Origin of the sequence: Micromonospora coriariae, assembly GCF_900091455.1 — a bacterium.
Classification (GTDB): domain Bacteria; phylum Actinomycetota; class Actinomycetes; order Mycobacteriales; family Micromonosporaceae; genus Micromonospora; species Micromonospora coriariae.
Window position 1 is genome coordinate 3,573,784 of record NZ_LT607412.1, and the last position, 12,837, is coordinate 3,586,620.

Annotated in this window: 11 protein-coding genes; 3 read left to right on the forward strand and 8 right to left on the reverse strand. The window is 69.7% G+C overall.

Annotation, left to right across the window (positions count from 1 at the left end; all coding sequences use genetic code 11):
* Positions 1-14: 14 nt before the first annotated feature.
* The 5 genes from GA0070607_RS16780 to GA0070607_RS16800 form a co-directional block, all read right to left on the reverse strand.
* Positions 15-1,052, reverse strand: coding sequence for an ABC transporter ATP-binding protein (locus tag GA0070607_RS16780; protein ID WP_089019046.1), 1,038 nt, complete (start codon positions 1,050-1,052; stop codon positions 15-17).
* A complete protein-coding gene (locus tag GA0070607_RS16785) occupies positions 1,036-2,073 on the reverse strand; it encodes an ABC transporter ATP-binding protein (RefSeq protein WP_089019047.1) in 1,038 nt (345 codons plus the stop codon). The genes GA0070607_RS16780 and GA0070607_RS16785 overlap by 17 nt, the downstream gene beginning before the upstream one ends.
* A 7-nt stretch (positions 2,074-2,080) precedes the next feature.
* Positions 2,081-3,037, reverse strand: coding sequence for an ABC transporter permease (locus GA0070607_RS16790; RefSeq protein ID WP_089019048.1), 957 nt, complete (start codon positions 3,035-3,037; stop codon positions 2,081-2,083).
* Entirely contained in the window at positions 3,030-3,968 is a 939-nt protein-coding gene (locus GA0070607_RS16795; protein ID WP_089019049.1) for an ABC transporter permease, read from the reverse strand. The genes GA0070607_RS16790 and GA0070607_RS16795 overlap by 8 nt, the downstream gene beginning before the upstream one ends.
* A 196-nt stretch (positions 3,969-4,164) precedes the next feature.
* Positions 4,165-5,763, reverse strand: coding sequence for a peptide ABC transporter substrate-binding protein (locus tag GA0070607_RS16800; protein ID WP_089019050.1), 1,599 nt, complete (start codon positions 5,761-5,763; stop codon positions 4,165-4,167).
* Positions 5,764-6,208: 445 nt separating this feature from the next.
* Here GA0070607_RS16800 and GA0070607_RS16805 point away from each other — a divergent pair, with 445 nt between their 5' ends.
* Together GA0070607_RS16805 and GA0070607_RS16810 are read left to right on the forward strand one after the other, a co-directional pair.
* Positions 6,209-7,069, forward strand: coding sequence for a bifunctional methylenetetrahydrofolate dehydrogenase/methenyltetrahydrofolate cyclohydrolase (locus GA0070607_RS16805; RefSeq protein ID WP_089019051.1), 861 nt, complete (start codon positions 6,209-6,211; stop codon positions 7,067-7,069).
* 152 nt (positions 7,070-7,221) lie between these two features.
* On the forward strand, positions 7,222-8,172 hold the full coding sequence (locus tag GA0070607_RS16810; RefSeq protein WP_089019052.1) for a malate dehydrogenase: 951 nt from the start codon (positions 7,222-7,224) through the stop codon (positions 8,170-8,172).
* A 255-nt stretch (positions 8,173-8,427) separates the two neighbouring features.
* Here the strand turns inward: GA0070607_RS16810 and GA0070607_RS16815 are convergent, their stop codons facing one another.
* The gene (locus GA0070607_RS16815) at positions 8,428-9,225 is read right to left on the reverse strand and encodes an MBL fold metallo-hydrolase (RefSeq protein WP_089019053.1); all 798 of its coding nucleotides are present in this window, start codon (positions 9,223-9,225) and stop codon (positions 8,428-8,430) included.
* A 138-nt stretch (positions 9,226-9,363) separates the two neighbouring features.
* Between GA0070607_RS16815 and GA0070607_RS16820 the strand changes: the two genes are divergently transcribed.
* Positions 9,364-10,581: an NADP-dependent isocitrate dehydrogenase gene (locus tag GA0070607_RS16820; protein WP_089019054.1), complete on the forward strand. Its 1,218-nt coding sequence runs from the start codon at positions 9,364-9,366 to the stop codon at positions 10,579-10,581.
* 271 nt (positions 10,582-10,852) lie between these two features.
* On the opposite strand, the gene galT is transcribed toward GA0070607_RS16820, so the two are convergent.
* Both galT and GA0070607_RS16830 read right to left on the reverse strand, forming a co-directional pair.
* Complete coding sequence (gene galT / locus GA0070607_RS16825) at positions 10,853-11,929, reverse strand: galactose-1-phosphate uridylyltransferase (protein ID WP_089019055.1); 1,077 nt, start codon at positions 11,927-11,929, stop codon at positions 10,853-10,855.
* Positions 11,926-12,750 carry a DeoR/GlpR family DNA-binding transcription regulator gene (locus GA0070607_RS16830; RefSeq protein WP_089019056.1) on the reverse strand — a complete coding sequence of 275 codons (825 nt, stop codon included), beginning with the start codon at positions 12,748-12,750 and terminating at the stop codon, positions 11,926-11,928. Before GA0070607_RS16830 ends, galT begins: the two co-directional genes overlap by 4 nt.
* Positions 12,751-12,837: the final 87 nt, after the last annotated feature.

A 12,837-nucleotide genomic window follows, 5' to 3' on the forward strand; every position in this document is an offset into this window, starting at 1 on the left:
GCGGGTGGGGTGGGTTAGAGGGTTGGGGTTGGCGGGCGGAGTTCGGCGAAGTGGCAGGCCGACGGGTGTGGGTCCGCGGCACGGGGCACGGTCTGCGGATCCTCGACGGCGCAGATGTCCTGGGCCTTCCAGCAGCGCGTCCGGAAGTGGCAGCCGCTCGGCGGGTCGGCCGGGCTGGGCACGTCGCCGACCAGCCGGATCATGTTGCGCTGGTCGCGTGCCTCCGGGTCCGGGACCGGCACCGCCGAGAGCAGCGCCTGGGTGTACGGGTGGGTGGCCCGCTCGTAGATCTCGTCCTCGGTGCCGATCTCGACGATCCGGCCGAGGTACATCACCGCGACCCGGTCGGCGATGTGCCGCACCACCGACAGGTCGTGGGCGATGAAGATGTACGAGAGCCCGAACTCGTCCTGGAGCTGCTCCAGCAGGTTGATCACCTGGGCCTGGATGGAGACGTCCAGCGCCGACACCGGCTCGTCGCAGACGATCACCTCGGGCCGCAGCGCGAGCGCCCGGGCGATGCCGATGCGCTGACGCTGACCGCCGGAGAACTGGTGCGGGTACCGGTTGATGTGCTCCGGGTTGAGCCCGACCACATCGAGCAGCTCCTGGACCCGTCGATCCCGGCTGCCCTTCGGCGCGGCGTCGCGGTGGATCTCGAACGGCTCACCGATGATGTCGCCGACGGTCATCCGCGGGTTGAGCGAGGTGTACGGGTCCTGCATGACCATCTGCATGTTGCGGCGCACCCGGCGCAGCTCGGCTCCGGAGGCCTTGAACAGGTCCTTGCCCTCCAGGGTGGCGCGCCCGGAGGTGGGCGTCTCCAGCCGCATCAGCAGCCGGGCGAGGGTGGACTTCCCGCAGCCCGACTCGCCGACCACGCCCAGCGTCTCACCGCGGCGCAGCTCGAAGCTCACTCCGTCGACGGCCTTGACCGCGCCGATCTGCCGCTGGAACAACACGCCCTGACTGATCGGGAAGTGCTTGACCAGGTTGTCGACGGAGAGGATGGTCTCGCCCCGGACCTTGGTGGAGCTAGCGGGCGCTGTCATCACGGACCTCCTGCGCGAAGTGGCATTCGCTGGTCCGGCCGTCGCCGAGGACCAGGTCGTGCGGCACCACGTCCACGCAGACCTGCTGGACGTACGGGCACCGGGGGTGGAACGGGCAACCGGAGGGAATCCGCATCAGGTTCGGCGGGAGCCCCTTGATCGTCGACAGCTCCTGGCCGCGGACGTCCATCCGCGGGATCGACTCCAGCAACCCCTTGGTGTACGGGTGGGCCGGCGCCTTGTAGAGCGAGCGGACGTCGGCATGCTCGACGATCCGGCCGGCGTACATGACAGCGATCCGGTCCGCGACACCGGCGACCACGCCCAAATCGTGGGTGATCAGGATCATCGCCATGTTGAGTTCCCGGCGCAGGTCGGCCAGCAGGTCCATGATCTGGGCCTGCACGGTCACGTCGAGCGCCGTGGTGGGCTCGTCGGCGATCAGCACCTTCGGGTCCAGCGCCAACGCCATGGCGATCATGACGCGCTGCCGCATGCCGCCGGAGAACTGGTGCGGGTAGTCGCCGATCCGCTTCGCGGCACCCGGGATCTTGACCAGGTCCATCAGTTCGATGGCCCGGCGGCGGGCGTCACCCCGTGACATGCCGGCGCGCTGGCGCAGCGTCTCGCCGATCTGCCAACCGACCGGAAACACCGGGTTCAACGCGGAGAGCGCGTCCTGGAAGATCATCGCGATCTCCTTGCCGCGGACCTGCCGGCGCTGCTCCTCGGAGCGGGTGAGCAGGTCCTGACCCTGGTAGAGGATCTGGCCGGAGCGGACGAACGCGGGCGGGGTGTCCAGGATGCCCATGATCGCCTGGGCGGTGACCGATTTGCCGGAGCCGGATTCGCCGAGCACGGCGAGAGTCTCCCCGGCGTCCAGGTGGTACGACACGCCGTTGATCACCCGGGCCACACCCTCGTTGGTCCGGAACTCGACGTGCAGGTCCCGGAGCTCGAGCAGGTGGCCGCCCTCCGGTGTGGCGGAGGCGGGCGTGGGTTGGACGGTGGAGTGGGTCATGAGATTCTCACCGCAGCTTCGGGTCGAAGGCGTCACGGATCGCGTCGCCGAGCATGATGAACGCCAGCACGGTCAGCGCGAGGAAGGCCGACGGGACGAGCAGCGGTGTGGCCGCCTCCCGCATGTGGATGCGGCCGGTGTCGATGTCCTGGCCCCACGAGATGGTCGGCGCCTTCAGGCCGATGCCCAGGAACGAGAGCGTCGCCTCGGCGGCGATGAATGAGCCGAGCGCGATGGTCAGCACGACGATGGCCGGGGCCAGCGAGTTCGGCAGGATGTGCCGCCACATGATCCGGCCGTGGCCGGCACCGAGCATCCGGGCCGCCGCCACGTAGTCCTGCTCCTTGGCGGTGATCACCGAGGAGCGCACGACCCGGGCGGCCGTGGTCCAGCCCAGGATCGCCAGCACGAAGATCACCGCGGCGATCCGGGCGTTCACGCTGTCGCTGGACACTCGCTTGAGCAGCACGATCGCGGCCAGCAGCAGCGGGATGCCGAGCACCACGTCGATCACCCGGGAGAGCACCGCGTCGACCCAACGGCCGAAGTACCCGGCCAGCATGCCGACCACGAGCGCGATGACCCCGGTGCCGAGCGCGGAGAGCGCGCCGACCAGCAGCGAGGCCCGCGTGCCGTAGACCGCCCGGGCGTACGTGTCGCAGCCCTGGAAGTCGTACCCGAAGATGGCGCCTCCGGACGGTCCGGCGTGCTGCCGGGAGAGCAGGCAGTCGTTCGGGCTGTTTGCCGTGAAGACCCCGGGAACCAGGGCCATCAGGGCGAAGACGACGACCAGCGCCAGCGAGATCCAGAAGATCGGGTTGCGGCGCAGGTCGCGCCAGGCGTCCCCGGCCAGGCTGCGGGCCTTGTTCGGCGCACCGATCTGGTTCGGCGTGCCCGGCTCGCCCGAGGGGCCACGGCGCGCGGCCTGGTTCTCGGTGGCCGCCACAGTTTCAAAGTCACTCATAGCGGATCCTCGGGTCGAGTACGGCGTACAGGACGTCCACCACCAGGTTCGAGACCAGGTAGACCACGACGAGCACGCTGACGATGCCCACCACCAGGGGGCCGTCCTCGGTGCGGATGCCGCGGAAGAGGTTGAAGCCCACGCCGGGAATGTTGAAGACGCCCTCGGTGATGATCGCGCCACTCATCAGGTTGCCCAGCTCCACACCGAGGAAGGTGACCACGGGGATGAGCGAGTTCCGCAGCACGTGCACGGTGACGATGCGGCGCTTGACCAGGCCCTTGGACCGGGCGGTCCGTACGTAGTCGGCGCGCAGGTTCTCCGCCACCGAGGTGCGGGTCAGCCGCAGGGCGGTGGCCAGCGACAGTGAACCGAGCACGATGCCCGGCAGCAGCAGCGCGTAGAACGTCGGCTCGGAACCGGCGGTGGGCGGGAAGAGCTGCCACTTGACGCCCAGGAAGTACTGCGCGAGCGGCGCCAGCACGATGGTCGGGATACCCAGCACCAGCAGGGTCAGCACCAGCGTCGAGTTGTCGAAGATGCTGGCCCGGCGGATGCCGGCGACCACGCCCGCGGTGACCCCGAAGATGATCGCCACGGCGAGCGCGATGAGCGCGAGCTTCACTGTGACCGGCCAGGCCGCCTGCAGGATGTCGCCGATCTGGCGGCCGGTCAGCGACTGGCCGAGGTCGCCCTGGAGCAGGCTCTTGACGTAGTCGAAGTAGCGGTAGAAGAAGCCGCCGACGCCTGTGGCGTCCAGGTGGTACTTCTCGGTCAGGTAGGCCCGCTGGGCTTCGGTCACCGGCCGCTCACCGGCGAGGGCCTGGATGGGGTCGCCCTGGCCGGCGAACATCAGCGCGTAGACGATCAGGGTGGTCCCGAAGAACGCCAGGACCATCTGCAGTAGGCGCCGCAAGATGTAGCGGAACATGCTTAGCAGTCTCTCCGGAAATGTGCGAAAGGGTCGCAGGACGGCATCTCTGGTCGTACCCGAAATATCCGGGATGCCCGCCCGTCCGGCCCGGGGATAGCCGGCGCTACCGAGGCCGGGTCCGTGGCCCGGACCCGGGGAGCGCGGTCCGGGCCACCCGGGCGTCATCGCCCGGGTGGCCCGCACCATGGTCAGCTCAGCTGGCCGCTTCGATCTTGACGAGGTTGACCCGCTGGAACAGGTCCATCTCGACGTTCTTGACCTTGGACGAGTGGCCGAACACGTTCTCGCCGAAGCGGAGCGGGATCACCGGCATGTCCTTGGCCAGGATGTCCTCCGCCTGCTGGTACTTGGCGATCGCCTCGTCCTGCGTCTTGGCGGCGGAACCCTCCTTGACGAGCTTGTCGAACTCCGGGTTGCTGTAGCCGTAGTAGTTCGACGAGCCGTTGGTGCTGTACAGCGGGCCGAGGTAGTCCTCCATGGTCGGGTAGTCCATGACCCAACCCATCCGGAAGGCACCCACCGGCGTCTTCTTCTCGACCTTGGTCAGCAGGTCGGCGAACTTCGGCTCGGCCGAGCCGACAGCGTCGACACCCAGGTTGGCCTTGAGCTGGTTGACCGTGGCGTCGACCCAGTCCTTGTGGCCGCCATCGCCGTTGTACGAGATGACGATCTTCGACGGACCACCCGCGGCCTGGTAGAGCTTCTTGGCCTCGGTCGGGTTGAACTCCCCGGCCGCGCCAGCGCTGTTCTCCCGGTAGCCCGGCAGCACCGGCGAGACGAACGAGCGGGCCGACTGCTGCGAACCCTTGAAGACCGACTTGGTGATCTCGTCCCGGTCGATCGCCATCGAGATGGCCTTGCGCACGTCCGGGTTGCTGTAGTCCTTGTCGAACGTCGGGAACGCGAGGAACTGGAACGACGACATCGGGCTGGTCTTGTACCGGTCACCGAGGTCGGTCGGAGCGGTGCTCAGGCTCTCGGTCGGGATCGTGGGCAGCACGTCCAGGTTGTCCGCCAGGACGTCCGCGTAGGCCGCGGTGAGCTGCTGGTAGATCCGGAACTGGATGTCCTTCACCTTGGGCTTCTCGCCCGGGTAGGCGTCGTACCGCTCGACATCGATCTTGCTGTCGTGCTGCCAGGTGCCCTTCATCTTGAAGGGGCCCTGCCCGATCGGCGCCTGCTCGTAGGAGTCCTTGAGCACGCCCGGGGCGGAGAACGCAGCCTCCGGCATCGGGTAGAACGCGGTGTAGCCGAGCATCGTCCGGAAGTCGATGTACGGCTCGGCGAGCGTCACCTGGAAGGTGAGGTCGTCGACCTTCTTCAGGCCGGACATCTCCTTGGCCTTCGGCGCCTTGCCCTGCAGGTCCGGGTAGCCAGCGATCTTCTCGAAGAAGTAGTTGCTGTCCTGCCCGTTGGGGGCGTACGCGCCGTAGTTCCAGGCGTTGATGTAGTCCTCGGACGTGACCTTCTCACCGTTGTGGAAGGTGAAGCCGTCCTTGAGCTTGATCGTCCAGACCTTGTTGTCCGACGACGTCACGGACTGGGCCGCGACCTCGTACGGCTTGTTCTGGGCGTCGTAGTCGACGAGCGGGGAGAACAGGCCGGTGAGCACCTGCGCACCGGACGTCTCGGTGGTGTTGGTCGGAACCAGGTGCTTCGGTTCCGCGATCTGGATGCTGACAGTCGAACTGCCGCTGCTGGACCCACCGTCTCCGCCGCTGCCGCAGGCCGCGAGGCCCAGCGTCACCGCGAGCGGGAGGGCGGTCCAGGCGGCGAGCCTACGAACTCGCATTGAGCCTCCTCATCTCCTCACGCTGCGCAGTCAAGCCCGACGCTGGGTTTACGCTGCGCAACAAGCGGTAACGGTAGGTCGGCCGACGGGCTTCGACAACGACCCGGTTGCGGCTGCGTAACGGTCCGGGGTGCCCTCCCTTGCCAGGTGCTCCGGAACCTGCTAGCGCCAACGTGCCTTACCGCCACTGAGGTGCGCATCCTCCGGCCGGTTCACGTACCTTGTGTGATGGGCTCGGCCCGAAAGGGCTGCTGCGAGCCTGCCGCCGGGTTTCGGTCGTCCGTCGCCACCTGTCCTGTTCGGCGGTGACGAGCTCCACAAACCGTCACCGACAGTGACGAGCAACACGTCACACTTCGTTACTGTCGGCGATTGGCTGGGATCTCGGCCGCCGGCCCGTTGAGGTCGTCCGAATGGTGGGCCGCAGCCGTGAGACGATCTGATCGTGACGGCGACGCTTCTGGACGGCAAGGCGACCGCGGCGGAGATCAAGGACGAGCTGCGGATACGGGTGAAGGCGCTCGCGGAGCGCGGCATCACTCCCGGGCTGGGCACGGTGCTCGTCGGGGCGGACCCGGGCAGCCAGGCGTACGTCAACGGCAAGCACCGGGACTGCGCCGAGGTGGGCATCGCCTCGATCCGCCGGGAGCTGCCGGCCGACGCCACCCAGCAGCAGGTCGACGACGTGCTGGCCGAGCTGAACGCCGACCCGGCGTGCCACGGCTACATCGTCCAGCTGCCGCTGCCGGCCCACCTGGACACCCAACGGGTGCTGGAACTGATCGACCCGGCCAAGGACGCCGACGGCCTGCACCCGGTCAACCTGGGCCGGCTCGTCCTCGGGTACGACGGCCCGCTGCCCTGCACGCCGCGCGGAATCGTGGAACTGCTCCGCCGGCACGACGTGGCGCTGCGCGGCGCCACCGTCGCGGTGGTCGGCCGGGGCAACACCGTCGGCCGCCCGCTCGGCCTGCTGCTCACCCGGCGCAGTGAGAACGCCACGGTCACCCTGTGCCACACCGGCACGCTCGACCTCGCGTCGCACACCCGGGCCGCCGACATCGTCATCGTCGCGGCCGGCGTACCGGGTCTGCTCACCGCCGACATGATCAACCCTGGCGCGGTGGTGGTGGACGTCGGCATCACCCGGGTGATCGGCCCGGACGGCAAGGGCCGCTACACCGGCGACGTGGACCCGGGCGTCGCCGAGACGGCCGGCGCGCTCGTCCCGATGCCCGGCGGCGTCGGCCCGATGACCCGGGCCATGCTGCTCAGCAACGTCGTCGAGCGCGCCGAGCGCGGCTGACGTGTAAGGAAGGGCACCTTGTTAACGCCTGGTGCAGGGTAAGGGGCCCTTCTTAACCCACCGAGGCCGTAACCGTCCGCCCCTGGCCTGATCGGTGCCAGGATGACTGATACGGTCCGGAAAACCGACTGGTATCAGGGAGTGGGACGACCATGGGTAAGAAGGTCACTGTCGTCGGGGCTGGCTTCTACGGCTCCACCACCGCACAGCGCCTGGCCGAGTACGACGTCTTCGACACCGTCGTGATCACCGACATCGTTGAGGGCAAGCCCGCGGGTCTCGCACTCGACCTCAACCAGTCGCGGGCCATCGAGGGCTTCGAGACCAAGGTGGTCGGCGTGACCACCGGCCCGAACGGTGAGGGCTACGAAGCCATCGAGGGCTCCGACGTCGTGGTGATCACCGCTGGCCTGCCGCGCAAGCCGGGCATGAGCCGGATGGACCTGCTGGAGACCAACGCCAAGATCGTGCGGCAGGTCGCCGAGAACGTCGCCAAGTACGCCCCGAACGCCGTCGTCATCGTGGTCTCCAACCCGCTGGACGAGATGACCGCGCTGGCGCAGCTCGCCACCCAGTTCCCGAAGAACCGGGTGCTCGGCCAGGCCGGCATGCTGGACAGCGCCCGGTTCACCAACTTCGTCGCCGAGGCGCTGAACGTGCCGGTCGCATCGGTGAAGACGCTCACCCTGGGCTCGCACGGCGACACCATGGTCCCGGTGCCCTCGAAGAGCACGGTCAACGGCAAGCCGCTGCGCGAGGCGATGCCGGCGGAGCAGATCGAGGAGCTGGTCGTCAAGACCCGCAACGGTGGCGCCGAGGTGGTCGCGCTGCTCAAGACCGGTTCGGCGTACTACGCCCCGTCCGCCGCCGCGGCCCGGATGGCCAAGGCCGTCGCCGAGGACTCCGGCGAGGTCATGCCGGTCTGCGCGTGGGTCGACGGCGAGTACGGCATTTCCGGCGTCTACCTGGGCGTCGAGGCCGAGATCGGTGCCGAGGGCGTCAAGCGGGTCGTCGAGACCGACCTGGACGCCGACGAGCGGGCCAGCCTCCTGGCGGCCGCCGACGCCGTCCGCGCCAAGCAGGGCGACGTCGCGAACATGTGACCGCACCAGACAGACCCGGAAGGGGCGCGCCGGCACCGCCGGCGCGCCCCTTCCACATCTCCCCCCGGCCCCCACCCCCTGCCCCGGGCCTCCGCCACCCCGTCGATCATGAAGTTGTTGCCGGCCCGTCCGGCGTGTCGGAGCAATAACCTCATGATCAACGGGGCCGGGCGGGAGCCGGGGCGGGGCCGGGGCCGGGCCCGGCCCGGGGCGGGGCCGGGGCCGGGCCGGCCCGGGGCGGGCGGCGGGGGCGGGTTAGGCGGGGGTGAAGGGGGTGCCGAGGTGGGGGGTGGCCAGGAGGGTGGGGGAGAGGGCCTTGAGGAGGGTGGTGCGGGATCGGCGGGCCTCGTCGGGGTCCTCCTCGTGGGCGTACGACAGGTCGGGGTCGACCAGTTGCACGGCGTGCACCAGCAGGTCGCCGGTGAGCAGCATCCGCTGGTCGGCCGACGTCAGGAGCACCGACTGGTGGCCGGGGGTGTGCCCCGGGGTGGCCAGTAGGCGTACCGCAGGGGTGAGGGCCGTCTCGCCGTCCACGACCCGGAGCTGGCCGGCGGCGCGCAACGGCGCGACCAGGCCGGCCGGCAGCCCGGGATTGATCTTTTCCGCGGCGTCCAGCTCGGCGCGTTGCAGCAGGTAGCTCGCGTTCGGGAAGTACGGCCGCCCAGGATTGCCGGTCACCGCCCAGCCGATGTGGTCGCTGTGCAGGTGGGTCAGCACGACGGTGTCGACGTCGGCCGGGTCGATGCCGGCGGCGGCCAGTTCGGCGGGCAGCCGACCGGGCACGGGCGCCCAGCTCGCGGCGGGCGCGTCGGCCGGGCCGATCCCGGCGTCGATGAGGGTCACCGGCCCGTCGCCGGCCCGGATGGCGAAGCTGCGGAACGGTAGCCACCACTGCCCGTCGGCGGTCACGGAGGTCGGGTCGCGCCGGTCGGCCTCCCGCCAGTGCGCCGCCGTGGCGTGCGGAAACGCCTCCGTCCGGGGCTGGAAGAAGGCACCCTCGGAGTCGGTGAGCGCGGTGACCGTGATAGACCCGAGGGTGCGGCTCAGTGGCATCGGGTGATGATGTCAGGAGGTTTCTGCGCCGTGCAGCCCGGTTTCCGCCGGCCGGCCGAGGCCGGCTGGGGGCTGCCGGCTCGTTTCCAGTACGCTCGTACTGCTTGAGCACGTGTCCCCCGAGAGGAGCGCCGGCCGATGGCGAAGATCAAGGTAAACAACCCGGTCGTGGAACTCGACGGCGACGAGATGACCCGGATCATCTGGAAGCAGATCCGGGAGCAGCTGATCCTGCCCTACCTCGACGTCGACCTGCACTACTACGACCTGTCGATCCAGCACCGCGACGAGACCGACGACCAGGTCACCATCGACGCCGCCAACGCCATCAAGGAGCACGGCGTCGGCGTCAAGTGCGCGACCATCACCCCGGACGAGGCCCGGGTCGAGGAGTTCGGCCTGAAGAAGATGTGGCGGTCGCCGAACGGCACGATCCGCAACATCCTCGGCGGCGTCGTCTTCCGTGAGCCGATCATCATGTCCAACGTGCCGCGGCTGGTCCCCGGCTGGACGAAGCCGATCATCATCGGCCGGCACGCCCACGGTGACCAGTACAAGGCCACCGACTTCGTCGTCCCCGGCCCGGGCACCGTGACCATCACCTACACCCCGGCCGACGGCGGCGCGCCGATGGAGATGGAGGTCGCCAACTTCCCCGGCGGCGGCATCGCCATGGGCATGTACAACTACGACGAGTCGATCCGGGACTTCGCCCGGGCGTCGTTCCGGTACGGCCTGGACCGCAACTACCCGGTCTACCTGTCCACCAAGAACACCATCCTCAAGGCGTACGACGGCCGGTTCAAGGACATCTTCGCCGAGGTGTTCGAGAACGAGTTCAAGGACGAGTTCGCCGCCGCTGGCATCACCTACGAGCACCGGCTCATCGACGACATGGTCGCCGCCGCGCTCAAGTGGGAGGGCGGCTACGTCTGGGCCTGCAAGAACTACGACGGTGACGTGCAGTCCGACACCGTCGCGCAGGGCTTCGGCTCGCTGGGTCTGATGACCTCGGTCCTGCTCTCCCCGGACGGTCGTACCGTCGAGGCCGAGGCCGCGCACGGCACTGTCACCCGGCACTACCGGCAGTACCAGAAGGGCGAGAAGACCTCGACCAACCCGATCGCGTCGATCTACGCCTGGACCCGGGGCCTCGCCCACCGGGGCAAGCTGGACGGCACGCCGGCGGTGACCGAGTTCGCCAACACCCTGGAGCAGGTCATCGTCGACACCGTCGAGGGCGGCCAGATGACCAAGGACCTCGCGCTGCTCATCTCGCGCGACGCCCCGTGGCTGACCACCGACGAGTTCATGAACGCGCTCGACGAGAACCTGGCGCGCAAGATCGGCGCCTGATCCACGCGTACCGCAGCAACGGAGCCCGTCGGCACCCGCCGGCGGGCTCCGGCGTGTCCGCGGTCGACACACCGCCCGCGTCACCCCGACCGGCGCGCCTCGTTGACCAGGGTGGACGAGATGCCAGTCGCGTCCAGGAAGGTTGACCGCGGTCGACCCGCGGCATGCGTGCCGATCAGCCAGCCTTCCCGGCTGTGTCGAGCACAGCCAGCCGTCCCTTCCCTGCGGGGGGCCCTGTCCCGGGCCCCCCGCGCCCTGTTTCCGGCCTGTCTCAGGCGGCGCGCAGGAGGTCGGCGGCGCGTTCGGGGGAGATGTCGTTGATGAAGACGCCCATCCCGGACTCGGAGCCGGCCAGGTACTTCAACTTGTCCTTGGCGCGCCGGATGCTGAACAGCTGAAGGTGCAGGTGGCCCAGCTCGCGGTCGATCCGTACCGGCGCCTGGTGCCACGCCGCGATGTACGGCATCGGCATGTCGAACAGCCCGTCGAAGCGGCGCAGCAGGTCCAGGTAGAGCGGCCCGAAGGCGTCCCGCTCGCTGTCGCTGAGCGCCGGGATGTCCGGCACGACGCGGCGCGGCGCGACGTGCACCTCGAACGGCCAGCGGGCCGCCGCCGGCACGAACGCCGTCCAGTGCTCGTTCTCGACGACCACCCGGTCGCCGGCTGCGCGTTCGGCGGCCAGCACGTCCGCGTAGAGGTTGCCTCCGCCGGTCCGCTCGGCGTGCCGGCGTGCCGCGGCCAGCAGCGCCCGGGTGCGCGGCGTCACGAAGGGGTACGCGTAGATCTGCCCGTGCGGGTGGTGCAGCGTGACACCGATCTCGACGCCCCGGTTCTCGAAGCAGAACACCTGCTCCACGCCGGGCAGCTCGCCGAGCACCTCGGTCCGGTCGGCGAGCGCGTCCAGCACGGTGCGGACCCGGCTCGGGGGGAGGCTCGCGAAGGAGGCGTTGTGGTCCGAGGTGAAGCAGACGACCTCGCACCGGCCGAGGCCCGGCCGGACCGGCGTGAACGGGGTGATCTCCCCGGGTTCGTCGGCCACCCGGCCGCTCAGCGACGGGAAGCGGTTCTCGAAGACCACCACGTCGTAGTCGGGGGCCGGGATCTCGGTCAGGCGGTCGCCGACCGACGGGTCGAGCGGGCACTCGTTCGCCGGCGGGAGGAAGGTGCGGGTCTGCCGGTGCACGGCGACCGCCACCCACTCGTCGGTCAGCGGGTCGTAGCGCAGTTGGGACGCGGGGGGTGGCGGCGGGAGGTCCCGGCGGTCCGGCTGGTCGCGGACGGCGTCGTCGCGCTCGTCGAAGTAGATCAGCTCCCGGCCGTCGGCCAGGTCGATCGCGGTGCGCTTCACTGCGCCGTCCCCTCACTCGTCGGCGTGCGCGTCACGCGGCCCGCCCCCGTCGCCTTCACGATGATCAATTCGCCCACCTGTTCCTCGAGTACCCGTCGGGCGGGCGGAGGCAACCGGTCGTCGCTCACCAGGACGTGCGCCGCGGCCAGCTCGACGATCGAGGAGATGCCGACGGTGCCCCACTTGGTGTGGTCGGCGAGCACCACCAGCCGGTCCGCCGCCGCGACCAGTGCCCGGTCGGTCTCCGCCTCCATCAGGTTCGGCGTGGTGAAGCCGGCCCGTTCGCTGATGCCGTGCACCCCGAGAAAGAGCAGGTCCAGATGCAGCGTCCGGACGGTGCCGACCGCGAGCGGGCCGACCAGCGCGTCCGAGGGTGTGCGTACGCCGCCGGTGAGCACCACCGTCTGGTCCGGCCGACCGGCGGCGTGCAGGATCTCGGCGACCGGCAGCGAGTTGGTCACGACGGTCAGGCCGGGAACATCCACCAGCCTGCGGGCCAGCTCGGCGGTGGTGGTGCCGGCGGAGAGCGCGACCGCGGCGCCCGGCCGGACCAACTGGGCGGCCCGGTCCGCGATGGCGGCCTTCTCGGGCAGTTGGCGGACCGACTTGGCGTGGAAGCCAGGCTCGTCGGTCGAGCTAGGGCCGGCCGCCGTGGCGCCGCCGTGCACCTTGGCCAGCAGGCCGCGCTCGTGCAGCGCCTCCAGGTCGCGCCGGATGGTCATGTCGGAGACGCCGAACTCGATGGCCAGCTCGGTCACCCGGACGCCGCCCGTCGACCGGACCCGCTCCAGGATGGCCGCCTGCCGCTGCTGAGCGAGCATCCGCCGTGCCTCCCGGGGTCCACGTAGTCTCACGCGGTCAAACGTGTTCCAACAAAGATGAACACTAGCGCGTAGCCGGCAGCGGTG